This is a genomic window from Blastococcus aurantiacus, assembly GCF_900102425.1.
In the GTDB taxonomy this organism is placed as follows: domain Bacteria; phylum Actinomycetota; class Actinomycetes; order Mycobacteriales; family Geodermatophilaceae; genus Blastococcus; species Blastococcus aurantiacus.
Map to the genome: position 1 here is coordinate 262,547 of NZ_FNBT01000003.1, position 25,157 is coordinate 287,703.

Here is a 25,157-nt window from a genome sequence, read left to right on the forward strand (position 1 = left end):
TCAGAAGAGGGCCGGCTGGTCGGCCGGTTCCGCCACCGTCTCGGCCCGCTCGGTCAGCTGCCGGCCGTTGTTGCCCACGTTGTTCACCGCGGTGCTCACCGGACGCAGTTCGAGGGCCTCCACGACCTCCGGCGGGGTGGGCTCGGTCAGCTGCTCGACGTCCTCCCGGCCGGGGTCCAGCCAGTCGGCCCAGCGCTCGCGCGGGAGGACCAGCGGCATCCGGTCGTGGATCTCCTGCAGCGGGCCGACGGCCGGGGACGTGACGACGGTGCACGTGTAGAGGCGGTCCTCGCCGCGGCCCCAGACCTCCCACAGCCCGGCCAGCGCCAGCACGGACCCGTCCTGCGGCGTGATGAAGTACGGCTGCTTGGTCGGGCTGTCCAGGCGCTTGGCCCACTCGTACCAGCCGTCGGCCGGCACCAGGCAGCGCCGGGTGCGCGCCGCCGTCCGGAACGCCGGCTTGTCGGTCAGCGACTCGACCCGGGCGTTGATCATCCGGTTGCCGATGGACACGTCCTTGGCCCACGAGGGCACGAGCCCCCAGCGCACCGCGCGGAGCTCGCGGTGGCCGCCGCCGGTCAGCGCGCCCTCGGCGTCGCGTTCCTTCTTCCAGCGGACGACGTGCACGTCCTTGGTCGGGGCGACGTTGTAGTCGGCCGCCACCGGCTGCTGACCTCCGGCCGGCACGGCCTCGAACTCCAGCGCCAGATCCTCCGGCTTGCGGCTGGCGGCGTAGCGACCGCACATGGGGGCCTCCTGGCACGTGTTCGGCTGACCGTTCGCACTCTAGGTCCGCCTGATGACACCGGGCCGCCCGTGACAGCCGACCACCGGTGGGGTAGGCCTAGCCGGACAGCCGACGAGAGACGAGGATCACCGCGTGACCGCTACGCAGAACGCCCCCACCACCGCAAGCGACAGCGCCGAGCGGCGCTACGCGACCGTCAACCCCTTCACCGGCGAGACGGAGAAGGAATACCCCTTCACCGAGACGTCCGAGATCGACGGCATCATCGGCCGGGCCCACGCCGCCTACCAGGAGTGGCGCGACCGCTCGGTCGAGGAGCGCGCGGCCGTCGTCCAGAAGGCCGCCGAGCTGCTGGACGAGCGGATCATGGACTACGCCGCCCTCATCACCAAGGAGATGGGCAAGCGCCGCGACGAGGCCGTCGGCGAGCTCTTCCTCTGCTCGATGATCCTGAAGTACTACGCCGGCAACGGTCCGAAGTTCCTCGAGCCGACCTCGATCGAGCCCATGATGGGCGGCGGCGAGGCGGTCGTCGAGACGCGGCCGGTCGGCGTCCTGTTCGCCATCGAGCCGTGGAACTTCCCCTTCTACCAGGTGGTCCGCGTGGTCGGCCCGAACCTGGTGCTGGGCAACACGGTCATCCTCAAGCACTCGGAGATCAACCCGCAGTGCGCCGAGGCCATCGAGCAGCTCTTCATCGACGCCGGCGCCCCGGCGGGCGTCTTCACCAACACCTTCCTCCGCATCGCCGACGTCGAGCAGGTCATCGCCGACCCCCGCATCCAGGGCGTCACCGTCACCGGCAGCGAGCGGGCCGGCTCCTCGGTCGCCGCACTCGCCGGCAAGTACCTGAAGAAGTCGGTGCTGGAGCTGGGTGGCAGCGACCCGTTCATCGTGCTCGACGCCGAGGACTTGGAGGCCACCGTCAAGGCGGCCACCGCGGGCCGCATGCAGAACACCGGCCAGGCCTGCACCGCGTCCAAGCGGCTGATCGTGACCGAGGACGTCTACGAGCCCTTCGTCCAGGGCCTCAAGCAGGCGTTCGGCACCTTCGCCCCCGGCGACCCGTCCGACCCGGCGACGTCGCTGGCCCCGCTGTCCAGCGAGCGGGCGGCCGCGGACCTGCAGGCGCAGATCCAGGACGCCATCGACAAGGGCGCCACGGTCGTCGCCGGCGGCAAGCGCCCCGAGCACGCCGGAGCGTTCGTCGAGGCGACCATCCTCACCGACGTCACCCCCGACATGCGGGCCTTCCGCGAGGAGCTGTTCGGCCCCGCCGCCGTCGTCTACAAGGTGAAGGACGCCGCCGAGGCGGTCGCCCTGGCCAACGACAGCGACTTCGGGCTCGGCGCGACGGTCATGAGCAGTGACCTCGACCGTGCGCGCGAGGTCGCCGACCAGCTCGAGGCCGGCATGGTGTGGATCAACCAGCCCACCGGTTCCTCCCCCGAGCTGCCCTTCGGTGGCATCAAGCGGTCGGGCTACGGCCGCGAGCTGTCCGAGCTGGCCATGTTCGAGTTCGCCAACCGGCGGCTGCTCCGCACCGTCCCGGTGAAGAAGGCCGAGAAGCCGCAGGCCGGCTGAGCAGGTGCGCGGTGGTGCGGTGCGGGCGGGCAGACTGATCTCGTGAGAGACGTCTGGTCCGCGCCGCACCACCCTGCTCCGGTCGACGCCGTCGCGCCCCTGCCGGGGTCCAAGTCGCTGACCGCCCGGGCTCTGGTGCTGGCCGCCCTGTCCGACGGCCCGAGCCGGCTGGTGCGCCCCCTGCGGGCCCGCGACACCGACCTCATGGCCGGTGCGCTGCGCGCCCTCGGGGTCGGCATCGAGGACGTCGAGGGCGGCGACTGGCTGGTCGCACCCGGAGCGCTCCGCGGGCCGGTCACGGTCGACGCCGGGCTGGCCGGCACGGTGCTGCGCTTCCTGCCTCCGTTGGCCGCCCTCGCCGACGGCCCGGTGACCGTGGACGGCGACCCGCGGCTGCACGACCGCCCTAACGCCGGCCTGATCGACGGCCTGCGCGGCCTGGGCGTCCGGGTCGACGACGGTGGGCGCGGCCGGGCGCCGTTCACCGTGCACGGCACCGGCGCGGTCCGCGGCGGAGCCGTCGAGGTGGACGCCAGCGAGTCCTCGCAGATCGTCTCCGGGCTGCTGCTGGCCGCCGCCCGGTTCGACGAGGGCATCGACCTGACCGTCGCCGGCGGGCTCCCGTCGCTGCCGCACGTCGACATGACCGTCACGACCCTGCGCGAGCACGGCGTGCAGGTGACCGCGACCGACCGCGGCTGGCAGGTGGCGCCCGGTCCCATCGCCGCGCTCGACCGTGTCCTGGAGCCCGACCTCTCCAACGCCGCCCCCTTCCTGGCCGCCGCACTGGTGACCGGCGGGCGCGTGACCGTGCCGGACTGGCCCGAGCTCACCACCCAGCCCGGGGCGCAGCTGCAACGGCTCCTCGGCCTGATGGGCGCGGACGTCGAGCGCACCCCGGAAGGGCTGCAGGTCACCGGCACGGGCTCGATCTCGCCGCTCGTCGAGGACCTCGGCGAGGTCAGCGAGCTGGCGCCGGTGCTGGCCGCTCTCGCCGCCCTGGCGGACGGCCCGTCGCGGTTCACCGGGATCGCACACATGCGCGGGCACGAGACCGACCGACTCCAGGCGCTCGACGAGGTGCTCACCGCGGTCGGTGCCCGCGTGCGGCAGCTCCCCGACGGGCTGGAGGTCGAGCCCGGTCCCCGCCGGCCGGCGCTGCTGGACTCCTACGCCGACCACCGCATGGTCATGGCCGCCGCCGTCCTCGGGTTGGCGATCGACGGCGTGGAGGTGGCCGACCCCGGGGCGGTCACCAAGACCCTGCCCGACTTCCGCGAGCGGTGGGCCCGCCTGCTCGGCGATCCGGTCGGAGCGACCCGCTGAGCGCCCATCAGCGCGACGCCCGGCGGATGGACGAGGACGACGTCCGCGTCCGTCCCGGCCGACGGGGGTCCCGCCCACGCACCCGCATCCGCCCCGCACACGAGGACGCCGTCCCCGGACTGGTCATCGCCGTCGACCGCGGCCGGATGACCGTGCGGGTGGAGGGCGCCGAAGGCCCCGTCGACGTCACCACGATGCGGGCACGGGAGCTCGGCAAGCACGGCGTCGTCGTCGGTGACCGCGTCCGGGTGGTCGGCGACACCAGCGGCCGCACCGACAGCCTGGCGCGCATCGTGACCATCCAGGAGCGGACGACGTCGCTGCGCCGCACGGCCGATGACACCGACCCCACGGAGCGGGTCGTCGTCGCCAACGCCGACCTGCTCGTGATCGTCACCTCGGTGACCGACCCCGACCCCGCGCTCGGCTTCCTCGACCGGTGCCTGGTGGCCGCCTACGCCGGTGGGCTGGAGCCGCTGCTGTGCCTCACCAAGACCGACCTCGCCTCCGCGCAGCCGTTGCTCGACCGGTACGCCGGCCTGCGCCTGGACGCGGTGCCGATGTCGCGCGAGCAGCCGCTCGACGAGCTGCTGGGCCACATCCGCGACCGGACGAGCGTCTTCGTCGGCCAGTCGGGCGTCGGCAAGTCGACGCTGGTCAACCGACTCGTCCCGGACGCGCTACGAGCCGTCGGCGACGTCAGCAAGATCGGCAAGGGCCGGCACACGTCGTCGTCGGCGGTGCTGTTCGACCTGCCGGGTGGCGGGACGGTCATCGATACCCCTGGCATCCGGTCCTTCGGGCTGGCGCACGTCACTGCCGGCGACGTCCTCTCCTCCTTCGACGAGATGGCGGACGTCGCCGCCGACTGCCCGCCCGGCTGCGGGCACACCGCCGAGGACCCGGACTGCGCGCTGGACGCGTGGGCCGACGCCGGTCCTCCCGAGCGGCGGGACCAGCTGGCCGCGCTCCGTGTGCTGCTGGGTGCGGTCGGCCAGGTCGGCCCCGGCTACTGACCGCTGCTGAGGTGAAGTTCCGCGCTCCTGGGGTGCTGCAGGACCTCACCAGCGCGGAGGTTCGCCCGTGGAGCGATCGGGTGGTTGTCCACAGCGGAGGTGCATGCGGGTTGCTGGCCTGCGTAGTCTCCGGCGACCGGTGATCAACACGCGGAGGGACGACGTGACTCGACGGTGGGCGCTGCGCCTGTCGGTCTGCCTCGTGGCCGGAGCCGCCGCGCTGACCGGGTGCTCGGAGAAGCAGGAGGCCAACGAGAGCCTGCCGACGACGAGCAGCGCGGAGCCCAGCGAGGACGCCCTGCCGCCGCTCGGTCCTCAGGACCTGCCGATGCCGGACGAGGCCCGCACCCAGGACGCCGCCGGCGCCGAGGCCTTCGTTCGCTATTACTTCGCGCTGCTCAACAAGTCACTGACGGACATGGACCCTCAACACCTGCGCCAATTCGCCGAGGACGGTTGCGACGTCTGCGAACGCGTTGCTCGCGAGACGGAGAGCGACGCCGCCCAGGGTTATACGTACCGCGGGGGCGAGCTCACCGTTGCGGGCGAGGTTTCCGTGACCATGACAGGGCCAGCCGAGGCGCAGTCAGCCTTCATCGCGGACCAAGCTCCCATGACAGTTCTGGATCGCACGGGTGTTCCGGTACCGGGCCTTGATTTCGATGGTGAAGAAGCCCTGTCATCGGGGACGATCACCGTCTGGGACCCGTCGCTGCGCTCTTGGCAGCTGACGGAGCTGACTCTCGGGTGAGGATGACCCGGCTGACTCTTTTTTTCGCGCTCGTCGCCTCATTACTAGGCGCACCTGCATCTTCATTGGCGGCACCGGTATCGAGCAACGAGTGTCGACGCGGGGAATGTCCCAGCGTCCAACCAGGCGTGGGCTCCTTCACAGCCGCATATCTGGAGCAGACGCCGAGCGGCGGATGGGTCGCTTCGAATGCCGCGCCTGCGGAACACCCGTTCACCTATCAGCTGTCGCATCCCTGCGTCGTCGATGACCGCGAGACCGGAGCGTGCCGAGGCAGCGACTTCTTCCAGTGCCCTGCCCCGCCTGGCCGCGTCGTCGAGGACCTGATTCCCGAACAGCGCCGGCTCGTGCTCTCAGGCGAGGGCGGCGCGACCAGGACGATCGACGGGTTCCCTCCCGGTGACGTCCCGGTTGGATCGCCTGTCGGACCGTGGATCGGCGGCACGCGAGCCTGCATCGACATCACGGCGTTGAACCCGGCGCCCTCACCCGCGGAGGTCTTCCGCTACTTCCAGACGCTGCCGCTCCCCCAGTTGCCCACCAAGCAGCAGCCGCCGGGCAACGGACTCGTCGGGCTCCCCGTCATCTTCTTCACCGACGGCCCCACCACGCAGACCTTCACCCTCGACATCCGCGGTTTCACCGTCGACATCACCGCCACCGCGTCGTCCTTCACCTGGCACACCGGCGACGGCACCGACCTCATCACCACCGATCCGGGCGCCCCCTACCCCGACCACACGATCAGCCACGACTACGCCAGCGGGACCTACACGGCTTCGCTGACCACGACCTGGACGGCCACCTTCAGCATCGACGGGGGCCTGACCGTCCCCGTCCCCGGCAGCACCACCACCGAGGGCCCACCGGTCACCTTCGACGTCCTCCAGGCCCGGCCCGTGCTGACCAACCCGTTCGACTGAGTGCGGCGCCCCGCCGGTCACCGACGCCGTCGGGCCCGCTCGGCCCGCCGCGCGCCACGCTTCTCGAGCCAGTCGGCCAGACCGCCCCGCTCCTCCCGGCGACGCCGCACGAACAGGGCGTCGTCCATCGGCTCGTTCACCGCCTCGATGCGCAGGTCGTGCCCCTTGCCGGGACTCAGCCCGCCGATCTCCTCGGTGAGCACGCAGACGCCCGTCTGCACGTCCAGCCGCACGCGGAACGCATCGGGGTAGACCTCGAGCAGGTGCTCCGGGTGGTCCTCGAACTCGACCAGGTCCACCGCCCGGGTCCGCAGCAGCGGGCAGCACCCGCAGCGCGGCTCGTAGGTGTCCTCCGGGACGACCACGGCCTCCCACGCCGCCCGCCCCGCGTGCTCGACGGCCTCCACTGACTCCACGCGCAGCGCCGGCGTCCGCTCACCGGTCTGGCGGTCGACGCCGTCGGCTAGCTCGGCCGGGTCGAGCATCGCCACCCAGTGGTAGCTGTCGTGCATGGGGTCGTCGTAGGTGACGAACGGGTCGTCGGGGCGCTCGGCGACGAACCCGTCCGGCCGGAGGGCCGGCGGATCCGTCTGCGACGCCCAGGCCGCCGTCCGGGTCGTTCCGCCGCCGGGACCGAGGATTCCGATCGTCGGTGCAGGCGTCCGTTCAGCGCGCAGGAGCCCGCCGTCGACGGACTCGACACGGAGCGCGTCGGGACGACGGAGCCAGGCGCGGACCGCCCCGGTCGTCCACCGGTCGCCCGGCCAGGTCACCGTGAACCGCAGCGTCGACCACCGCCAGGGCGACGAGCGCGCGAGGGCGGCGAACGAGTCGGCGGACGGAGCGGGCACGCGAGCAGTGTGCGGACGTCAGGCGCTGGTCGTCGAGGCGATTCGGCGACCTGTCGACTCGTCGACGAGCCGACTCACACCTCGACGTAGCCGCCGCTGCGCCAGTAGACGCCCGCCTCACGGGTGAGCAGGCCCTCATCGACGAGGTAGCGGCGCAGCGCCGCTACGTCGGGGTGCCAGACGGCCAGCAGCACGTTGACCTCCCGCTCCGGGTAGCGGACGCCGGGCTCGAAGACGCGGACCAGATGATCGAGCACCACGAGCCGCTTGCTCCGGTGCGCCGGGATCGACGTCAGTCGGCCGTCGCGGACGAACGCCGACAGGACGGCGTCCTGCGCGGGGTCCTCCGACAGCGGCTCCGGCGGTGGAGCCGCCTCGGCCGCGGCCCGCGCCGCGGCCCCGAACAGCTCCGCGCGCAGCGCCAGCGCGTGCCGGTCGCGGGACACCAGGCCGGCGCGGCCGAGCCGGCGTGCGGCGAGGGCGACCTCCTTGAGCGACAGTCCGGAGGCCTCGGAGACCTCCTCGATCGTGCCTGCGCCCAGCGCGAGCGCGGCGACGACCTTGAGCCGTGCAGGGTCGGCCAGCAGCCCGGCGATCGTCGCTGCGTCCACGTTCCGACGGTATCGAGGCATCCACGACGCCGTCGTGGGTACCGGCCCGGCATGGTCAGCCCCATCGACATCCAGAAGGCCCTGTCGGGCATGGACTACCCGGCCGGCAAGGACGACATCGTGTCGCACGCGGAGCAGCAGAACGCCGGGGACGACGTGCTGGAGGCGCTCCGCGGGATCGAGGACCGGACCTACGAGGGACCGAGCGGGGTCAGTTCAGCGGTCTTCGACTGAGCCCCGACTAGGTTCGGTGCCCATGACATCGGGTCGGGGCTTCTCAGAGGACATGCGGCTGGCACACGTGCTGGCCGACCAGGCCGACTCGATCAGCATGGACCGGTTCAAGGCCCAGGATCTGACGGTCGAGACCAAGCCGGACCTGACGCCGGTGACCGACGCCGACCGGGCGATCGAGGAGCAGCTCCGCATCTCGCTGAGCCGGGCCCGCACCCGCGACGCGGTCATGGGCGAGGAGTTCGGCACGACCGGGCACGGTTCGCGCAAGTGGGTGCTGGACCCCATCGACGGCACGAAGAACTTCGTCCGCGGCGTGCCGGTCTGGGCGACGCTCATCTCCCTCATGGACGGCGACGAGGCCGTCGTCGGCCTCGTGTCGGCCCCCGCGCTGAACCGGCGATGGTGGGCGGCCAAGGACGTCGGCGCCTGGACCGGCCGCCGGCTGGAGAACGCCGTCCGCTGCACCGTCTCCGGGGTGCGGGAGCTCGGCGACGCGAGCCTGTCCTACTCGAGCCTGTCCGGCTGGGAGGAGCGGAAGGCCCTCGACGGCTTCCTCGACCTCACCCGCTCGGTGTGGCGCACCCGCGCGTACGGCGACTTCTGGAGCTACGTGCTGCTGGCCGAGGGCGCGGTCGACATCGCCTGCGAGCCGGAGGTGTCGCTCTGGGACCTGGCCGCCTTGGACGTCATCGTGCGCGAGGCCGGCGGCCGGTTCACCGACCTGAGCGGCACCCCTGGGCCGGCAGGGGGCAGCGCGCTGGCCACCAACGGTGCCCTGCACGACGCCGCCCTGCGGCACCTGCGCCCCGCGACCCCCTAGGCCGCGGGGCCGGCCGGGTCAGTGACCGGGACCGGTGCCCGTGCCACCCTTGCCGCCGCCCTGGAACCGACGGCGGGCGTCCTCGATCTTCGCCTTGGTCTTCGGGTCGCTGGCCAGCTGCTGGGCCTTCTCGGTGGCCTGGCGGATGGCCTGCTTGCCCTTGGGGCTGTTCGCCAGCTGGACGACCTTGTTGAACAGCGACGCCATGTCGGCACGCCTCCCTCTTCCGTCCGCGCGGGACCGATCGGCCCCGTCTCCTGCCTCAACGGTCGCAGGATCGGCTCCGTTCCGCCGGGTCAGCGCCCCCCGGCCCAGCGCCGGGCGGCGTCGGCCAGCCGCGGATCCGGTCGCGGCTCCACCAGCGGTCCCGGACGGCGCTGCGGTTCGACGTCGGCGCCCACGCCGCGGGCGGCGAGCACGGCCGCGCCGATCGCCGACGCGCTGCGCAGGCGCAGGTACCGGACGGGCCGGTCGAGGACGTCGGCCAGCACCTGCTGCACCTCCGGCGCCCGCGCGGCCCCGCCGGTCACCACGACGGGCGCGCCGTCCTCGCCGCCCAGGGACCTCGCCGCCGCGGCGACGGCGAAGGCCACCCCCTCGACCGCCGCGCGCACCAGGTGGCCGCGGGTCGTGGCCGCGGACAGCCCGGTCCAGCCGCCCCGGTCGTCGGGGCCGGCGACCCCGCCGCGCTCACCGGTGAGGAAGGGCCGGAACAGCACTCCCCCGGCACCCGGAGCGGCGTCGCGCACCGCCGTCACCAGCTCCGGCCAGCCCAGCCCGAGCACCTCGCGCACCCAGGTCCATGCCGACCCCCCGTTCTGCAGGGCCGCCATCGCGTACCAGCCGCCGGACACGTCGGCGTAGCCGTGCGTGCTGGGCTCGTCGGCCGGAGCAGGGGTCCAGCCCGGCCGCACGATCTGCGCACCGGTGCCGAGGTTGACCTGCAGACCGCCCGCGGTCCCGGCGGCGAGCAGGGCCAGCGGCGTGTCCGCGCCGCCGACCACCACCGGCACCTCGGCGCCACCGATCGACGTCGTCCCCGTCACCTCCGCGCTCCCCCGCACGACCGGCAGCAGCTCCGCCGGCACCCCCGCCGCACCGGTGGCCGCCGGGGACCAGCCGTCGGCGACGACGTCCCACAGCAGCGTCGCCGAGGCGTCGCTGCGGTCGGTGACCGCCACGTCGGCCCCCGGCACCAGCGCGACCCGCAACGCGTCCTTGGGCAGGAGCACCGCGGCCGCCCGCGCGACCGCCGCCGGCTCGTGGGCGGCGAGCCAGGCCAGCAGCGGTCCGGTCATGCCGGCCACCAGCGGGTTCGCCAGCGCGGCGCGGTCGGCGGGGGCCAGCCGCCGCCAGCGCGCCAGCTCGCCGATGGCACGGCCGTCGGGCCAGAGCAGCGCGGGCCGCACCGGCCGGCCCCCGTCGTCGACCAGCACCGCGCCGTGCATCTGCCCCGACAACCCCAGCGCCCGGACGGTCCGTCCGCCCAGCCCCGCGACCAGCTCGGCGACGGCGGCGTCGAAGGCCGTCCGCCACACGCGGACGTCGATCTCGGCCCGGCCCGGCGCCGGTCGGTCGTAGGCGTAGTCCCGTTCCGCCTCGACCACCACGTCCCCGGCGTCGTCGAGGGCCACCACCTTCAGCCCGCTGGTGCCGAGGTCGGCGCCGAGGAACACCGCACCGGTCACGAGCCGCCGTCGTCCCCCAGGAAGCCGACCAGCGCAGCGACGAACTCCGGGGTGCGCACGGCGCCCAGGTGGTCGCCGGGCACCGTGACCAGCCGAGCTCCGGAGATCGCGTCGGCGAGCACCTGGGGCCGGACGGCGAGCGGATCGGCGTCACCGGCGACGACGAGCGTCGGCGCCGCGATGTCCGCCAGCGGCAGCGGCTCCGTGTTGATCGCGCGGACGTGGGCGGCCAGCGCCAGCCGGTCGGCGCCCGTGCTGTCGGCGAAGGCCCGGAAGGCGGCCGCCGTCGGGTCGGGGATCGAGGCCGGGTCGTCGGTCTCGAGCGCGGAGACGAGGGCGGTGCTGCGGACGGCCCGGGTGTCCAGGCCGCCCCGCTCCACCACGCCGGCCCCGATGCCGCCGACCACCAGCCGGCGCACCCGCTGGTCGGTGCCGGCCAGCACCAGCGAGACGATCCCGCCCATCGAGTACCCGGCGAGATCGAACCGGTCCAGGTCCAGGGCGTCGGCGACCTCCGCCAGGTCGGTGGCCATCGCGCGCTCCCCGTAGCGCTCGGGCTCGTGCGGCTTGTCGGAGGCGCCGTGCCCGCGGGCGTCGACGGCCACCACCTCGCGGCCGTCGGCCAGCAGCGCCGCGACGACGCCGCTGGCCTGCCAGTTGCGGATGCTGTCGGCCGCGAACCCGTGCTGCAGGACCACCACCGGCCTCTCCCCCGGCGCGCCCCAGCGGTGCACCGCCACCTCGACGCCGTCCCGGCCGCGCACGCGGCTGGACACCGGCGCCGTCACGCGGCGCGCTCCGGGCTGTCGCCGTAGGCGTAACCGCTGTCGGGGTACCGGGTGCCCGATGCCGCGCCGGGGGGCGCGATCGCCTCGAGGCGGGTCAGGTCGTCGGCGGACAGCTGCACCGCCACGGCGCCGGCGTTCTCCTCCAGGTAGCTGCGCCGCTTCGTGCCGGGGATGGGCACGACGTCCTCGCCCTGCGCCATCACCCAGGCCAGGGCCAGCTGGCCGGCCGAGACACCCTTCTCGGTGGCCATCGCGCGGACGGCGTCGACCAGGCGCAGGTTCGCCTGGAAGGCCTCGCCCTGGAACCGGGGCTGGTTCTTGCGGAAGTCGTCGTCGCCGAAGTCGTCAGGAGTGGTGATCGCGCCGGTGAGGAAACCGCGTCCCAGGGGGCTGAACGGGACGATGCCGATGCCGTGCTCGCGCGCGACGCCGAGGACCTCCTCCTCCAGGTCGCGGGTCCACAGCGACCACTCGCTCTGCAGCGCCGCGATCGGGTGGACCGCGACCGCACGGCGGATGGATGCGGCACTGGCCTCCGACAGCCCGAGGTGGCGGACCTTGCCCTCCTGCACCAGCTCGGCCATGGCGCCGACGGTGTCCTCGATCGGGACCTTCGCGTCGACCCGGTGCTGGTAGTAGAGGTCGATGACGTCGACGCCGAGCCGCCGCAGGCTGGCCTCGGCGCAGGCCCGCACGTTCTCCGGGCGGCCGTCGATGCGCATCCGGCCGCGCTCGTCGCGGGAGATGGAGAACTTGGTGGCCAGCTGCACCTCGTCGCGGCGGCCGGCGATCGCCTCGCCGACGAGCTCCTCGTTGTGCCCGTCGCCGTACACGTCCGAGGTGTCGAGGAAGGTGACCCCGAGGTCGAGGGCCCGGTGGATCGTCGCGAGGGACTCGGAGCGGTCGGCCGCGCCGTAGCTCTGGCTCATGCCCATGCAGCCGAGGCCGAGCGCGGAGACGGAGAGGCCGCCGAGGGAGCGGGTGGGTGCTGGAAGCGTCATGCCCCGCATCCTGGTCCCACGTGACCGGAATGGGCACCTCTGGTGGGATGGTGACCGATGGGTGCCGGTGGCCGGGACCCCCGAGGAGGCCCGCAGTGCAGTACGCCGAGTCCGTCATCGACCTGGTCGGCAACACCCCGCTGGTGCGGCTGTCCTCGGTCACCCGCGACCTGGGTCCCGACGCCCCGCTGGTGCTGGCGAAGGTCGAGTACCTCAACCCCGGCGGCTCGGTGAAGGACCGGATCGCGGTCCGCATGGTCGACGCCGCGGAGGCCAGCGGCGAGCTGAAGCCCGGCGGCACCATCGTGGAGCCGACCAGCGGCAACACCGGCATCGGCCTGGCTCTCGTGGCCCAGCAGCGCGGCTACAAGTGCATCTTCGTGTGCCCGGACAAGGTCGGGCAGGAGAAGGTCAACGTGCTGCGGGCCTACGGCGCCGAGGTCGTCGTCTGCCCCACCGCGGTCGACCCGGCCGACCCGCGGTCCTACTACTCGGTGTCCGACCGGCTCAGCCGCGAGACCCCCGGCGCGTGGAAGCCCGACCAGTACTCCAACCCGAACAACCCGCGCTCCCACTACGAGACGACCGGTCCGGAGATCTGGGCGCAGACCGAGGGCCGGATCACCCACTTCGTCACCGGGGCCGGCACCGGCGGCACCATCAGCGGCGTCGGCCGCTACCTCAAGGAATCCTCCGGCGGACGGGTGCAGGTCATCGGCGCCGACCCCGAGGGCTCGGTCTACTCCGGCGGCACCGGCCGCCCGTACCTGGTCGAGGGCGTCGGCGAGGACTTCTGGCCCAGCACCTACGACCAGGACGTCGCCGACGAGATCATCGCGGTGTCCGACGGCGACTCCTTCGCGATGACCCGCCGGCTGGCCCGCGAGGAGGGGCTGCTCGTCGGCGGCTCGTGCGGCATGGCCGTCGTCGCCGCGCTGCGGGTCGCCGAGCGGCTGACGAAGGACGACGTCCTCGTGGTGCTGCTGCCCGACGGTGGCCGTGGCTACCTGAACAAGATCTTCAACGACGCCTGGATGGCCGACTACGGCTTCCTCGAGGCGGCTGGTGGCGAGACCATCGGCGAGCTGCTCGAGGCCAAGGGCGGCAGCACCCCGACCCTGGTGCACACCCACCCGAACGAGACCGTCCGCGACGCCATCGACATCCTCCGCGAGTACGGCGTCAGCCAGCTGCCCGTCGTCCGGGCCGAGCCGCCGGTCACCGCAGGCGAGGTGGTCGGCTCCATCGACGAGAAGACGTTGCTCGACGCGCTGTTCGCCGGCAAGGCGTCGCTGGCCGACCGCGTCGAGAAGCACATGTCGCCGCCGCTGCCCATCGTCGGGTCGGGCGAGGCGGTCAGCGCGGCTGTCGCACAGCTCGGCGGCGCGGACGCGCTGCTGGTGCACGTCGACGGCAAGCCGGCCGGCGTCGTCACCCGCCAGGACGTGCTGGGACACCTCGCGGGGCTCGCGCCTACGGTCGGGCCATGACCGGCTTCAACACCCGCGCGATCCACGCGGGCCAGGACCCCGACCCGGCGACCGGCGCGGTCATCCCGCCGCTGCACCTGACCACGACCTACAAGCAGGACGGCGTCGGCGGGCTGCGCGGCGGCTACGAGTACAGCCGCAGCGGCAACCCGACCCGCGACACCCTCCACGCCGCACTGGCCGCCCTCGAGGAGGGGACGACCGCGCTGGCCTTCGCCTCCGGCCTCGCCGCCGAGGACACCCTGCTGCGCACGGTGTGCCGGGCCGGCGACCACGTCGTCCTCGGTGGGGACGCCTACGGCGGCACCTTCCGGCTCATCTCCCGCGTGCTGTCCGAGTGGGGTCTCGAGCACACCCCGGTCGACCTGGACGACCCCGACGCCCTGCGCGCCGCGATCCGTCCCACCACCCGTGTCGTCTGGTGCGAGACGCCCAGCAACCCACTGCTCAACATCACCGACATCGAGCGGACGGCGGCCGTCGCCCACGAGGCCGGCGCGGTGCTCGTCGTCGACAACACCTTCGCCTCGCCCTACCTGCAGCGACCGCTGACCCTGGGCGCCGACGTCGTCGTGCACTCGACGACGAAGTACCTGGGCGGGCACTCCGACGTCGTCGGCGGTGCGCTGGTCACCTCGGACGCCGCGCTGGGCGAGCAGCTGGCCTACAACCACAACGCGATGGGTGCGGTCGCGGGTCCCTTCGACGCGTGGATGGTGCTGCGCAGCCTCAAGACCCTCGGCGTCCGGATGGACCGGCACTGCGCCAACGCCGCCCGGGTCGCGGACTTCCTGGCCGCCCGCTCCGACGTGTCGGCGGTGCTCTACCCCGGCCTGCCCGGGCACCCCGGCCACGCGACCGCGGCGAAGCAGATGTCCGGCTTCGGCGGGATGGTCTCCTTCCGGCTCCGGGACGGCGAGGAGGCGGCACTGCAGGTGTGCGAGCGCACCGAGCTGTTCACGCTGGCCGAGTCGCTGGGCGGTGTCGAGTCGCTCATCGAGCACCCCGGCCGCATGACCCACGCCAGTGCCGCCGGCTCGCCGCTCGAGGTGCCCGCCGACCTCGTCCGGCTGTCGGTGGGCATCGAGGACGTCGACGACCTGCTCGCCGACCTCGAGCGCGCCCTCGGCTGACGCCGTGCGCGACGACGAACGCGCACTGACGGCCGAGGAGTCGTGCCTGGCCGCAGGGCTCGAGGCGCTGCTGTACCGCCACGACCCCATCGGCATCGCTTTCGGTGACAACCCCGACGAGTACTCGCCGGAAGCCCGAGCGCTTCTGCCTCGCCTGGTGGAGACACGGACCGTCGACGACGTCCAGGACGTCGTGCACGCCGTCTTCGTCCAGTGGTTGGACGAGGGGACCGCCGGGCCGAGGACCCGGTACCGGCTGATCGCCGAGGAGATCTCGGCGCTGCTCCGACACTGACGTCGACCACTGCCCCGCACGCGCCGGAGACCACGCGCCGGAAACGGAGTGCCGTCCGGCCCACGCAAGCGCCATGCTGCCTGCGTGACGACGGAGTACGCGGTCCGCCCGGTGCGGGCGCACGAGTGGCGCCAGGTCAGGCAGCTGCGCCTGGCGGCCCTCTCCGACGAGGCGGCTCCCATCGCTTTCCTGCAGACCTACGACGAGGCCGCCGCCCGGCCAGACGGGTTCTGGCAGGAGCGGGTCGAGGCCTCCGCGATCGACGCCGGCACCGACGCGACCGCCCGCCAGCTCATCGCCGTCCACGAGGACGGCACCTGGGTGGGCGGCATCGTGGCGCTGGTCGACGCCGCAGGGACCCCCGCCGCCAGCAACGTCGTAGCCGTCCACTTGCTGCCGGAGCACCGAGGCCGGGGCGTCGTGCAGCAGATGCTGGAGGAGGCAGCCGACTGGCTGCGCGAGCGCGGGCTCCACGAGGCGCGGCTGCACGTGCACGCCGACAACGCCCGGGCCCAGCGCGCCTACGCGAAGGCGGGCTTCACCCCGACCGGAGCCAGGTTCACGAGCACCATCGGGCCCGAGATCGAGATGGCCCGCCCGCTCTGAGCTCATCCGCAGCGGGCGAGGAAGGCTGAGAGCTCGGCGGCCGAACGGAAGTGGTGCGCTTCCAGGCCGACCTGCGCAGCCGCCGCCACGTGCTCGGCCGAGTCGTCGACGAACAGGCACTGCTCGGGCGCGAGGCCGAGCGCCGCGCAGGCCAGGGTGAACACCGCGCGCTCGGGCTTGGCGACCCCGAGCTCCGCGCTGCTGAAGACCACGTCGAACTCCTCGTCCAGGGAGAGCGCGCGCAGGTCCGACCGGAGCCGGTCGGTGGCGTTGCTCAGCAGCGCCACGGTGCGCACCCGCCGCTGCGCACGGACAAGCTGGAGGACGTCGGCGTCCGCCTCTCCCACCGGCGCCGACCACTCCCGGACCGCGTCCGCGCCGCCGGCACCGTGCCGCCGGGTCAGCTCCTCGGCCACACCGGCGCGCCAGTCGGCATCGGTGACCCGGCCGGTGACCGCCGGGAGCAACCGTTCCGGGGCGAACGCGACGGCGGTCAGCGATCCGGGGGGCAGCCCGTGCCGCCGTTCGATGACGCCGGTCCGCTGCCCGGCCCAGCTCCGGAGGACGCCGTCCAGGTCGATGAGGAGCGCCTCGTGCACCGGCTCAGTCTGTCGGGGCCCCGCTCAGCGCGGCGCGGTCAAGATCCTGGGCCCGTCCTCGGTCACGGCGACGGTGTGCTCGACGTGGGCGGCACGGCTGCCGTCGGCGCTGCGCAGCGTCCACCCGTCGGCGTCCACGGTGTAGTCGTCGCTGCCCCCGGCCAGGAACCAGGGCTCGATGGCGATGACCAGCCCGGCCCGGAGTTTCACGCCCCGGCCGGGGCGGCCCTCGTTCGGCACCGACGGCGGCTCGTGCATCTGCCGGCCGACGCCGTGCCCGCCCTGGTCGGTGTTGATCCCGCACCCGCCGGCCCGGCCGACCGCACCGATGGCGGCGGAGACGTCGCCGATCCGGTTGCCGACGACGGCCGCCGCGATGCCCGCCGCCAGTGCCCGCTCGGTGGTGTCGACCAGCGCGAGGTCCTCGGGCCGCGGGGTGCCGATCGGGAAGGTGATCGCGGCGTCGCCCACCCAGCCGTCGAGCACCGCGCCGGCGTCCACGCTGAGCAGGTCGCCGTCGTCGAGGACCTCGGGCGTCGGGATGCCGTGCAGGGCGACGTCGTTGACCGACAGGCAGACCACGCCGGGAAACGGCGGGGTGGTCGACAGCGGCGCGTACCCGAGGAACGGCGAGGTCGCGCCGGCGTCGGAGAGGACGTCGCGGGCGACGGCGTCCAGCTGGGTCAGCCGGACGCCGGGTGCGGCGAGCGCACGGACCGCGGCGTGCATGTCGGCGACGACCGCTCCGGCCGCCCGCATGGCGTCCAGCTCGCCGGGGGTGCGCAGCTCGATCACGGGGTTCTCCTCGGTGCTTCCGGTATTGCTATCCCGGTATTACTATCACGACCATGGTCCGACCGTCGTTGACACCCGAGGAGCGCGAGCGCGGCCGCCGACTCGGCGCGCTGCTCCGGCAGGCACGGGGCGACCGCACCCCGGCCGAGGTCGCGGCGAGCTCCGGCGTCAGCCTCGAGGTGCTGCGCAAGATCGAGTCCGGCCGCGTGCCGACGCCGACCTTCTTCACCGTGGCCGCGCTGGCCCACGCGCTCGGCTTGCCGCTCGACGGCCTGGTCGAGCAGCTCGGCGACTCCGCCGACCGCGCCGCGCTGACCGCCTGAGTCAGGACGGATCGGCCGTCAGCACGGTCGCGAAGTGCTCGACGACCGGGAACGGGTCGTAGAAGGAGTGCAGCAGCGCCTTCCACTCCTGGTAGGCCGGCGATCCGCGGAAGCCCTCGGTGTGGTCCTCCAGCCGGTCCCACTCGACGAGGAGCAGGTACCGGTCCTCGCGCTCGAGACAGCGGGACAGCGACAGCCGCCGGAACCCGGGCATCCCGGCGATGAGGGTCCGGGCCTGCCTGAACGCCGCCTCGAAGGCGGTGCTCCGAGCGGGTTCGACCGCCAGCAGCGCGTGCTCCAGGATCATGGCCTCGACCCTACGGAGAGCGCGGGCATGATCAACGCGCCGGCGACGTTGGCGGCGGTCATGGACGACGCGCTGCGCGAGCAACTGACCGGCATCTACCGCGACACCCGGACGATTGCCGTCGTCGGCGCCTCGGCCGACGAGTCGAAGGCGGCCCACCGCATCCCGGCCTACCTGCAGCAGCAGGGCTACCGGATCCGGCCGGTGAACCCCCGCGGCGGGGAGCTGTTCGGCGAGCCCGTGGCCACGTCCCTGGCCCAGGTGGACGGTCCGGTGGACGTCGTCGACGTCTTCCGGCCGGCCGCGGAGGCGGCGGACATCGCCCGCCAGGCGGTCGCGATCGGGGCGAAGGTGCTCTGGCTGCAGCTCGGCATCGCCGACGAGGAGGCGCGCCGCATCGCCGGGGACGCCGGGCTCACCGTCGTCATGGACACCTGCATGGGCGCGGCCCACCGCGAGCTCGGGCTCGGCCCCGTTCCCGCCTCCGCCTGACGCACGGACGGGCACGGCGCTGCAGCGCAGCGCCGTGCCCGGGTGGTCAGCTCTCCGATCCGGCGAGCAGGTCGGCGTAGTCGTCGTGCTTGCCGATCCAGCCGCGCACGAACGAGCACTGCGGGACGACGGACCCGCCCTGGGCGCGGACGTCGTCCAGCGCGGCGCGGACGAGGGTGCTGCCGAGGCCGGACTGCCCGGCGTCCGGGTCCACCTCCGTGTGCGTGAACACGAAGGTGGACCCGTCCCGCTGGTAGTCGGCGTGCCCGAGCAGCCGGTCGCCGTCGCGGATCTCGTAGCGGCTGGCGTCTGGGGCGTTCGTGACCGTGGGTTCCATGGTCAGCCCCTACCCGCACCCGGCCGCTTCGATCATTCCGCCAGCGCGAGCGCCCGCGCGGGGCAGGACTGGACGGCGTCCTGCACCCCGTCGAGCTCGTCGGCGGCGGGCTCCTCACGGTGCACCTGGAGGACGCCGTCGTCGTCGATCTCGAAGACCTCCGGGGCGAGCGACTCGCACACGCCCGAGCCGACGCAGCGCTCCCGGTCGACCTGCACCCGGCTCATCGCTGCCCCGTGAGACGCGCCGGCAGCCGCTTGAGGCCGTTGACGAACGAGGAGCGCAGCCGGGCGGGCTCGCCGGTGATCTCCAGGTCGGGGCAGATCTCGAACAGCCGGCGGAAGGTCACCGCGAGCTCCCGCCGGGCCAGGTGCGCGCCCAGGCAGAAGTGCGGGCCGTGGCCGCCGAAGCCGACGTGGTTGTTCGGGCTGCGGCCGAGGTCCAGCGCGTGCGGGTTCTCGAACGCCTCCGGGTCGCGGTTGGCCGCGTTGTAGAACAGCAGGAACTTGTCGCCCTCCTTGAAGGAGTGGCCGTTGACCTCGCCGTCCTGGGTGGCCGTGCGGCGCATCCAGGTCACGGGGCTGACGTAGCGGACGATCTCCTCGACGGCGGACTTGTCCATCGACGGGTCGGCCATCCAGGCCGCGCGCTGCTCCGGGTTCTCCGACAGGGCGAGCAGGCCCTGCGCGATGGCCGTGCGGGTGGTCTCGTTGCCGGCGACCAGGAGCAGGATGAAGAACGAGGCGATCTCCTGGTGGGTGAGCTTCTCCCCCTCGACCTCGCTGTTCACCAGCGCCGTCGTCAGGTCGTCGGTGGGGTTCTCGATCCGCTCGGCGGCCAGCCGCCCCATGAGCTCGGCCATCGCCATGCCCGCCTCGAGCAGCGCGGTCAGCGGGTCGGCCTCGTCGGTGAGCTCCGGGTCACCGCCGGAGAGGATCGTGTTCGAGGCGTTCAGCACCAGGAGCCGGTCCTGCTCGGGCACGCCCATCATGTCGCAGATGATCCGCAGCGGGATGGGGGCCGCGATGTCCGCGACGACGTCCAGGGACCCGTCCCCCGCCTCGGCCTTGGCCCGCGCCTCGGCCAGCACGTCGTCCACGATGCCGACCACGGAGTCGATGACCTGCTCGAGCATCCGCGGCGTGAACGTCTTGGCGACGATCCGCCGGATCCGGGCGTGCCGGGGGTCGTCCATGCTGATCATGGAGCCGTAGAACTCGCTGAGGTCGGCCGGGATGTCCTGGATCGAGACCGCGCCCTGGCCCGAGCAGAAGACGGCCGGCTGCGAGCTGATCGCGTCGAGGTCGGCGAGCCGGGTGACGGCCCAGTAGCCCGGCCCGGGCTCCATGCCCTCCATCGTCGGCTCGTCGAAGAAGGCGAAGGGACGCTCGGCGCGCAGCTTGTCGAAGACCGCGTGCCGCACCGCCGGCGGCTCCGCCCAGAAGTCGCGGTCGGAGAGGTCGATCGCCTCGATGTCGAATTGCGCGGGGTCGACGGGGGTGTTCACGGACACGGGGCGCGCCTCACTGTCGAAGACAAAAACGGTCAGCGCTGACGGTAGAGAGCCGACGGGTGACGCACAACACTCGGGGGCCTGTCCCGACGGGACTCTCCGGTCCGTTCGACCCGGCCGCGGGGCTAGTGCGCCAACGACAGCTCGGCGGTGAGCAGCGCGACGAGCGCCTCGAGCTGCACGTCGGTGGACGAGAAGACCTCGTCCGACCCGTCCAGCGCCCGCGCGGCCAGGCCTGCCTTGCTGTCGATGAGCTCGGCGATGCGGGCGTCGATGGTCTGCGCGGCGATGATCCGCCAGGCGGTGACCGGCATGGTCTGCCCGATGCGGTGGCTGCGGTCGATGGCCTGGGTCTGCTCGGCGTCGGTCCAGGAGAGCTCGGCCAGCACGATGTTGGAGGCCACCTGCAGGTTGATCCCCACGCCGGCCGCGGTCAGCGAGCAGACGGCGACCGCGACGTCCGGGTCGTTGACGAAGGCGTCGATGTTGCGCTGGCGCACCGACGGCGTCTGGTCACCGCGGATCGAGGCGTAGCGGATGCCCTTCTCGGCGAAGGACTCCTCGGCCACGTCCATGACGTCGACGTGCTTGGCGAAGAAGACCACCTTGCCGGCGCTGCGGGCGAGCTGTGCCGCGTAGTCGGCGGCCAGCCCGGCCTTGGCCTGGCCGATGCGCCGCATCATGCCGAAGACGTTCTCGCCGGTGTCCGAGCCGCTGGCGTCCTTGAGCTCCCAGCCCGCGACCTTGCGCACGAGGTCGACGTCGATGCCCTCGTACTCCGTGGCTGTCTCCCGGGCGGCGAGCGCGCTGCGGTAGCGCTTGACCAGCCGGCGGGCGAGCTCCCGCTCGGCCGCGCGGATGGACCGGCCGGCCTTGTCGTCGAGCTCGACGGGCAGGTCGGCGATGCGGCGCGCGGGGATGTCGGCGGCGACGTCGACCTTGCGCCGGCGGACGATGCCGAGGTCGATGACGCACTTCCGGGCTGCGGGGTAGAAGCCCGGGTCCGCGGGCGTCAGGCCGGTCGCCTCGAGGGCGTCCATCAGCTCGCCCAGCGGCTTGCTGTCGTCGATCCAGCCCAGGAACTGCCAGATGGCCCGGAAGTCGTCGATGTCGTTGATCAGCGGGGTGCCGGTGAGGGCCATCAGCAGCGGGCGCGCGGTGCGCAGCCGGATGCGCTCGGACAGCTGCAGCACGTTCTGGGACCGCTGCGAAGTCTTGTTCTTGATGAAGTGCGCCTCGTCGACGACCATGCCGCGGAACCCGAACTCGCCGAGCCAGCCCACGTGGCGGTCCAGCACCTCGTAGTTGACGACGACGATGTCGGCGAAGCCGTCGACCGTCTCGCCGTTGCCCTGGACGACGGTGGCCTTGCGGTGCGGGGTCCAGCGGCCGGCCTCGCGCGCCCAGTTCGTCTTGACCACGTTCGGCACCACGACCAGCAGCGGGTAGGCGTCCGAGGCCTCCGCCGCGAGCAGCGCCTGCGCGGTCTTGCCCAGTCCCGGCTCGTCGGCGAGCAGGAAGGTGCGGTGACCCTGGGCGGCCGCGGCGACGAGCTGGCCCTGGTGCGGCATGAGCTCCGAACCCGCGGGGGTGAAGCGGTCCGTGGGGAACGGCAGGGCCATGCACGCCGGGGCGCCGCCGCCGGCGCGCTCGAAGGAGTTGAACAGCGGCTGCAGCAGCTCCCAGCCGGCCAGCCGGTGCGGACGTGAGGTGACCTGGCGCGCGGCCTCGAAGTCCGGGGCCAGGAAGGGGTTGGCCAGCTGCCGGGACACGACCGACTGCGGGACGACGCGGCGCTCGACGGCCGCGGGCGCCTCCTCGGGCTCGGCCGGCGCGGCCTCCACCGGGGGCGGCTCGATGCCGGCCGCACGCAGCATCTCGGTGCGCAGCGCGCGGGCCGAGTCGGAGACGACGGCGTCCTCACCGAGGAGGGCCAGCAGCCCGGAGTCGCGGACCGCCGTCCTGGCCAGGATGGTGGCGATGCCGTCCAGGCGCTTGAGCTGCTCGGCCTTGTGGCTCTGACTGCTCTCCTCGTCGGCCCGCGCCCGGGCGCGCTCCTCCCGCGCGACCAGGGCGATGGCCTGGAACTTCGTGCGCACCGAACCGGTCACCGAGCCGCGCTGGACGGCGGCCTCGACCTCGCGCACGGCACGCGCGAGCACGGAGATCACGTCCTCCGGGCCGCGGGTACGGCGCTGGGACCGCGGTGCGGTACGGCGAGCCCCCGTCTGGGGCTGGCCTCGTCGAGCCACTGCTCCTCCTCGAGCTGCCGGGCACGCTCGCCGCGGCGCAGCGCCCGGAGCGGGCGCTGCCGCCGGAGCGGTGCCGACGTCGGCGGATGAGAAACGGCCCTCACAGTGCGACTGTGAGGGCCGTTCCAACGTGGTAGCGGGGACAGGATTCGAACCTGCGACCTCTGGGTTATGAGCCCAGCGAGCTACCGAGCTGCTCCACCCCGCGTCGGTAGTTGTCACTGTACACCGGCGCGGATGCACCGGCCGCCGGGGGTTGCAGCAGGCACCGGAGTGAGTGGTGGGACTGGCCCGTTCCGTGGGGCGCCGGCCGCACGCGCGCCTTCCGGGCCGAGCCGTTCCACGGACCTACAGTCCGCCGGGTGAGCGGGAATCCGGTGGTGAGCCTCTTCGCAGGCGACCCGCAGCCGGTGGAGATCCACCACCGCGGCATCTGGTTCTCCGGCGAGCTGCTGGGCTGGACCACCCAGGAGGGACGGGTGCTGGCCCGCGTCCGCTGCGTCGTCGACGGCCTGCGCCACTCCACGTGGAAGGACCTCGCCGAGCTGCGCCTGCCCGACCCGGCCCGGCCGCCCCGCTGCGAGACCTTCCCCGCCACCCCGGCCCGCCCGCTGTCCGTGGCCGGGGACGTCCGCGACGACGAGGACGCCACCCGCCCGCACGCCCTGCTGGCCGGGTCGCGCTCCCGCCCTGCGAAGCCGGCGCACGCCCGCACACCGCCGGCGGTGCACGAACGGCCGGCGCCCGTGTTCCGGCCCGCGCAGGCCCTCCGCACCGGACCGGTCGCGAACCCGAACAGGCGGCGCCGCAGCGACGAGCTCAGCCCCGTCTGAGCAGGCCCCTACGAGGTCAGGAAGCCGAGCACGTGCGCGTTGACCGCGGCCGGCTGCTCGAGGTGCAGGAAGTGCCCGGAGTCCTCGACGACGACGGCCTCGGAGCCCGGGGAGAGGACGTCGCGCACCGTCCCGGTGACGTCGGCGCCCATGCAGCCGTCCTGGGCGCCGTGCAGGTAGAGGGTCGGCTGCGGCGGGACCCCGCTGACCGCCTGCTGCTGGGCCGCCAGCTCCGGGGCCTGCCGGGACGGGTCGAACAGCGCGCGGTAGTAGCCCAGCGCCGCGGCAAGGTTCTCCGGTGTCCCGAGTGCGGCGCGGACGAACGCGAGGTCCTCGGTCGCGTCGTAGCCGGGTGACCAGTCCGCCCACAGCCGGGCGACGAAGGCCTGGTCGTCGGCCGCGACCAGCACGTCGGCCAGGGGGTTCTGGAAGAAGTACATGTAGAACGACCGCTTGATCTGGTCGTAGGTGAAGAAGGAGCCGGCCAGCGCGGGGCCGACCGGGACGGCCATGGCCACGACCTTCCGCCAGCGCTCCGGGGCGCCGACCGCCGCACCGTAGGTCGCCTGCGCGCCCCAGTCGTGCCCGATGACGACGGCGCGCCCGTCGCCGCCGAGGGCCTCGTGCAGGGCGTTGGCGTCCCGGGCCAGCGCACCGGTCTGGTACCTGCCGTCGGCCGGGACGCCGGTGGGCGCGTACCCGCGCGAGAACGGGGCGACCGCCCGGAACCCGGCGGCGGCCAGCTCCGGCAGCAGGTGCCGGTAGGTGTGCGCGGTGTCGGGGAAGCCGTGCAGGCACAGTGCGAGCGGCCCGTCCTCGGGGCCTGCCGCCAGGCAGCCGAACTCGAGGCCGTCGGCCCGGACCTGCATCTCGCTGATTCCCGAGGTCATCGCCCGAACCTAGGTCACCGACCAGCCGTCCGTCCCCGTGCGAGCACCTACGACGAGGAGAGCACCCGCCGGGGGTGGCGGCCGTCGACGTAGCCGAGGAACGGCGGGTGGATGTTGTAGCCCAGCAGCTCCTGGAGCCGTTCCGGCAGCTCGCGGACGATCTCCTGCGGCACGGCGAGGACGTGGTTCTCCTGCGGCCGCAGCCAGGACGCGGCGTACTCGAGGATGACGCCGAGCCGCGGCCGGTCGGTCGTGTTCGCCCCGCCCCCGTGGACCAGGTTGCCGACGTAGATGAGCACCGAGCCCGCCGGCATGACGGCGGACGTCGTCTCCTCCTCCGTCGCGGCCCGGCCCGCCTCCCACCGGTGGCTGCCCGGCACGAACCGCGTCGCGCCGTTCGCCACGGTGAAGTCGTCGAGGGGCCACATCGTGTTGACGACGATGTCCCGGCCGGTCCGCGGCAGCGGGTAGACGTCGTCGTCGCGGTGGAGCACCTGCGCGACCTCGCCCGGCCCGATCTGGATCCCGACCGGCGCGCTGAACTGGTAGTGCCCGAGCACGTGGTCGAGGACGCCGAGCACCAGCGGGTGGGTACCGGGCCCGTCGAAGTACCGCGTCTTCGCGAACAGGGCGTAGACGCGCCGGGTGGAGAAGCCCTCGAACGAGTTGCGCCCCGTGGCGGTCTCCGCCAGCACCCGCTGGAGGTCGGCCCGGGCCGCCGCCACCCACTCCGGGTCCATGAGCCCTTCGATGATGACGTAGCCGTCGCGGTCGACGGCCTCCACGGCCTGCTCGACGGTGGCCTCGCGTGTCAGCGCCATGGCGGCTCCCGGTGCTCCGGTGCGGGTGGGTAGTCCGGGCGGGCCCGGACCGGGACGAAGCAGACCACGAACCGACGGGCAGGTCGATACCGGCGGCGACCGCGGGCGGATGGTCCCGCGTGGCCCG

At 73.4% G+C, this 25,157-nt stretch carries 30 protein-coding genes and 1 tRNA gene; 14 read left to right on the forward strand and 17 right to left on the reverse strand.

The features are described 5' to 3' along the window. A complete protein-coding gene (locus BLS70_RS07900; RefSeq protein WP_091765520.1) occupies window positions 1–747 on the reverse strand; it encodes an SOS response-associated peptidase in 747 nt (248 codons plus the stop codon). A gap of 133 nt (window positions 748–880) precedes the next feature. Between BLS70_RS07900 and BLS70_RS07905 the strand changes: the two genes are divergently transcribed. From BLS70_RS07905 to BLS70_RS21260, 5 genes are all read left to right on the forward strand, one after another. Continuing rightward, on the forward strand, window positions 881–2,332 hold the full coding sequence (locus BLS70_RS07905; protein WP_091765523.1) for an NAD-dependent succinate-semialdehyde dehydrogenase: 1,452 nt from the start codon (window positions 881–883) through the stop codon (window positions 2,330–2,332). A gap of 42 nt (window positions 2,333–2,374) precedes the next feature. Next, entirely contained in the window at window positions 2,375–3,658 is a 1,284-nt protein-coding gene (gene aroA / locus BLS70_RS07910) for a 3-phosphoshikimate 1-carboxyvinyltransferase (RefSeq protein ID WP_091765525.1), read from the forward strand. 26 nt (window positions 3,659–3,684) lie between these two features. Continuing rightward, window positions 3,685–4,674 (forward strand): ribosome small subunit-dependent GTPase A, encoded by a 990-nt coding sequence (gene rsgA / locus BLS70_RS07915; protein ID WP_091765528.1) that lies wholly within the window; start codon window positions 3,685–3,687, stop codon window positions 4,672–4,674. 139 nt (window positions 4,675–4,813) lie between these two features. Further along, entirely contained in the window at window positions 4,814–5,425 is a 612-nt protein-coding gene (locus BLS70_RS07920) for a DUF6318 family protein (protein ID WP_091765531.1), read from the forward strand. A gap of 470 nt (window positions 5,426–5,895) precedes the next feature. Then, on the forward strand, window positions 5,896–6,348 hold the full coding sequence (locus BLS70_RS21260; protein ID WP_255362310.1) for a PKD domain-containing protein: 453 nt from the start codon (window positions 5,896–5,898) through the stop codon (window positions 6,346–6,348). Between the two features lie 17 nt (window positions 6,349–6,365). On the opposite strand, the gene BLS70_RS07930 is transcribed toward BLS70_RS21260, so the two are convergent. After that, a complete protein-coding gene (locus tag BLS70_RS07930) occupies window positions 6,366–7,199 on the reverse strand; it encodes a hypothetical protein (RefSeq protein WP_176946330.1) in 834 nt (277 codons plus the stop codon). A gap of 74 nt (window positions 7,200–7,273) precedes the next feature. Next, window positions 7,274–7,810 (reverse strand): DUF2087 domain-containing protein, encoded by a 537-nt coding sequence (locus BLS70_RS07935; protein ID WP_091765537.1) that lies wholly within the window; start codon window positions 7,808–7,810, stop codon window positions 7,274–7,276. 51 nt (window positions 7,811–7,861) lie between these two features. On the opposite strand from BLS70_RS07935, the gene BLS70_RS07940 reads away from it, so the two are divergent. Then, on the forward strand, window positions 7,862–8,044 hold the full coding sequence (locus BLS70_RS07940; RefSeq protein ID WP_091765540.1) for a DUF2795 domain-containing protein: 183 nt from the start codon (window positions 7,862–7,864) through the stop codon (window positions 8,042–8,044). Between the two features lie 22 nt (window positions 8,045–8,066). After that, a complete protein-coding gene (locus tag BLS70_RS07945; protein WP_091765541.1) occupies window positions 8,067–8,867 on the forward strand; it encodes an inositol monophosphatase family protein in 801 nt (266 codons plus the stop codon). 18 nt (window positions 8,868–8,885) lie between these two features. Here BLS70_RS07945 and BLS70_RS07950 read toward each other — a convergent pair whose 3' ends face one another. From BLS70_RS07950 to BLS70_RS07965, 4 genes are all read right to left on the reverse strand, one after another. Next, window positions 8,886–9,074: a hypothetical protein gene (locus BLS70_RS07950; RefSeq protein ID WP_091765544.1), complete on the reverse strand. Its 189-nt coding sequence runs from the start codon at window positions 9,072–9,074 to the stop codon at window positions 8,886–8,888. Between the two features lie 89 nt (window positions 9,075–9,163). After that, entirely contained in the window at window positions 9,164–10,555 is a 1,392-nt protein-coding gene (locus BLS70_RS07955) for an FGGY family carbohydrate kinase (protein WP_091765547.1), read from the reverse strand. Further along, on the reverse strand, window positions 10,552–11,343 hold the full coding sequence (locus BLS70_RS07960) for an alpha/beta fold hydrolase (RefSeq protein WP_091765550.1): 792 nt from the start codon (window positions 11,341–11,343) through the stop codon (window positions 10,552–10,554). Before BLS70_RS07960 ends, BLS70_RS07955 begins: the two co-directional genes overlap by 4 nt. Then, the gene (locus BLS70_RS07965; RefSeq protein ID WP_091765553.1) at window positions 11,340–12,344 is read right to left on the reverse strand and encodes an aldo/keto reductase; all 1,005 of its coding nucleotides are present in this window, start codon (window positions 12,342–12,344) and stop codon (window positions 11,340–11,342) included. The genes BLS70_RS07960 and BLS70_RS07965 overlap by 4 nt, the downstream gene beginning before the upstream one ends. A gap of 95 nt (window positions 12,345–12,439) precedes the next feature. Between BLS70_RS07965 and BLS70_RS07970 the strand changes: the two genes are divergently transcribed. From BLS70_RS07970 to BLS70_RS07985, 4 genes are all read left to right on the forward strand, one after another. Continuing rightward, a complete protein-coding gene (locus tag BLS70_RS07970) occupies window positions 12,440–13,834 on the forward strand; it encodes a cystathionine beta-synthase (RefSeq protein ID WP_091765556.1) in 1,395 nt (464 codons plus the stop codon). Beyond that, complete coding sequence (locus BLS70_RS07975; RefSeq protein WP_091765559.1) at window positions 13,831–14,967, forward strand: cystathionine gamma-synthase; 1,137 nt, start codon at window positions 13,831–13,833, stop codon at window positions 14,965–14,967. The genes BLS70_RS07970 and BLS70_RS07975 overlap by 4 nt, the downstream gene beginning before the upstream one ends. Window positions 14,968–14,971: 4 nt before the next feature. Continuing rightward, window positions 14,972–15,262 (forward strand): hypothetical protein, encoded by a 291-nt coding sequence (locus BLS70_RS07980; protein ID WP_255362311.1) that lies wholly within the window; start codon window positions 14,972–14,974, stop codon window positions 15,260–15,262. 84 nt (window positions 15,263–15,346) lie between these two features. Further along, on the forward strand, window positions 15,347–15,868 hold the full coding sequence (locus BLS70_RS07985; protein WP_091765562.1) for a GNAT family N-acetyltransferase: 522 nt from the start codon (window positions 15,347–15,349) through the stop codon (window positions 15,866–15,868). Between the two features lie 2 nt (window positions 15,869–15,870). Here the strand turns inward: BLS70_RS07985 and BLS70_RS07990 are convergent, their stop codons facing one another. After that, window positions 15,871–16,467 (reverse strand): HAD family hydrolase, encoded by a 597-nt coding sequence (locus tag BLS70_RS07990; protein WP_091765566.1) that lies wholly within the window; start codon window positions 16,465–16,467, stop codon window positions 15,871–15,873. 24 nt (window positions 16,468–16,491) lie between these two features. After that, window positions 16,492–17,262 carry a type I methionyl aminopeptidase gene (map, locus tag BLS70_RS07995; protein ID WP_091765568.1) on the reverse strand — a complete coding sequence of 257 codons (771 nt, stop codon included), beginning with the start codon at window positions 17,260–17,262 and terminating at the stop codon, window positions 16,492–16,494. A 53-nt stretch (window positions 17,263–17,315) separates the two neighbouring features. Between map and BLS70_RS08000 the strand changes: the two genes are divergently transcribed. Next, a complete protein-coding gene (locus BLS70_RS08000; protein ID WP_091765571.1) occupies window positions 17,316–17,585 on the forward strand; it encodes a helix-turn-helix domain-containing protein in 270 nt (89 codons plus the stop codon). 1 nt (window position 17,586) lies between these two features. Here BLS70_RS08000 and BLS70_RS08005 read toward each other — a convergent pair whose 3' ends face one another. Beyond that, a complete protein-coding gene (locus BLS70_RS08005; protein WP_091765574.1) occupies window positions 17,587–17,892 on the reverse strand; it encodes an antibiotic biosynthesis monooxygenase family protein in 306 nt (101 codons plus the stop codon). Between the two features lie 27 nt (window positions 17,893–17,919). Between BLS70_RS08005 and BLS70_RS08010 the strand changes: the two genes are divergently transcribed. After that, window positions 17,920–18,384 (forward strand): CoA-binding protein, encoded by a 465-nt coding sequence (locus BLS70_RS08010; RefSeq protein ID WP_218122325.1) that lies wholly within the window; start codon window positions 17,920–17,922, stop codon window positions 18,382–18,384. A gap of 46 nt (window positions 18,385–18,430) precedes the next feature. On the opposite strand, the gene BLS70_RS08015 is transcribed toward BLS70_RS08010, so the two are convergent. The 5 genes from BLS70_RS08015 to BLS70_RS08035 form a co-directional block, all read right to left on the reverse strand. After that, window positions 18,431–18,721: a GNAT family N-acetyltransferase gene (locus BLS70_RS08015; protein WP_091765577.1), complete on the reverse strand. Its 291-nt coding sequence runs from the start codon at window positions 18,719–18,721 to the stop codon at window positions 18,431–18,433. A 32-nt stretch (window positions 18,722–18,753) separates the two neighbouring features. Beyond that, window positions 18,754–18,948: a ferredoxin gene (locus tag BLS70_RS08020; protein ID WP_091765580.1), complete on the reverse strand. Its 195-nt coding sequence runs from the start codon at window positions 18,946–18,948 to the stop codon at window positions 18,754–18,756. Then, complete coding sequence (locus BLS70_RS08025) at window positions 18,945–20,234, reverse strand: cytochrome P450 (protein ID WP_218122326.1); 1,290 nt, start codon at window positions 20,232–20,234, stop codon at window positions 18,945–18,947. Before BLS70_RS08025 ends, BLS70_RS08020 begins: the two co-directional genes overlap by 4 nt. A 125-nt stretch (window positions 20,235–20,359) precedes the next feature. After that, window positions 20,360–22,396: a DEAD/DEAH box helicase gene (locus BLS70_RS08030; protein WP_143030362.1), complete on the reverse strand. Its 2,037-nt coding sequence runs from the start codon at window positions 22,394–22,396 to the stop codon at window positions 20,360–20,362. A gap of 221 nt (window positions 22,397–22,617) precedes the next feature. Next, window positions 22,618–22,694, reverse strand: a tRNA-Met gene (locus BLS70_RS08035). A gap of 154 nt (window positions 22,695–22,848) precedes the next feature. Here BLS70_RS08035 and BLS70_RS08040 point away from each other — a divergent pair. Next, window positions 22,849–23,319, forward strand: a complete 471-nt coding sequence (locus tag BLS70_RS08040) for a hypothetical protein (RefSeq protein ID WP_143030363.1) — start codon at window positions 22,849–22,851, stop codon at window positions 23,317–23,319. 8 nt (window positions 23,320–23,327) lie between these two features. Here BLS70_RS08040 and BLS70_RS08045 read toward each other — a convergent pair whose 3' ends face one another. Continuing rightward, window positions 23,328–24,209 (reverse strand): alpha/beta fold hydrolase, encoded by an 882-nt coding sequence (locus tag BLS70_RS08045; RefSeq protein ID WP_218122327.1) that lies wholly within the window; start codon window positions 24,207–24,209, stop codon window positions 23,328–23,330. 47 nt (window positions 24,210–24,256) lie between these two features. Then, the gene (locus BLS70_RS08050) at window positions 24,257–25,030 is read right to left on the reverse strand and encodes a phytanoyl-CoA dioxygenase family protein (RefSeq protein ID WP_091765589.1); all 774 of its coding nucleotides are present in this window, start codon (window positions 25,028–25,030) and stop codon (window positions 24,257–24,259) included. Between the last annotated feature and the right edge of the window lie 127 nt (window positions 25,031–25,157).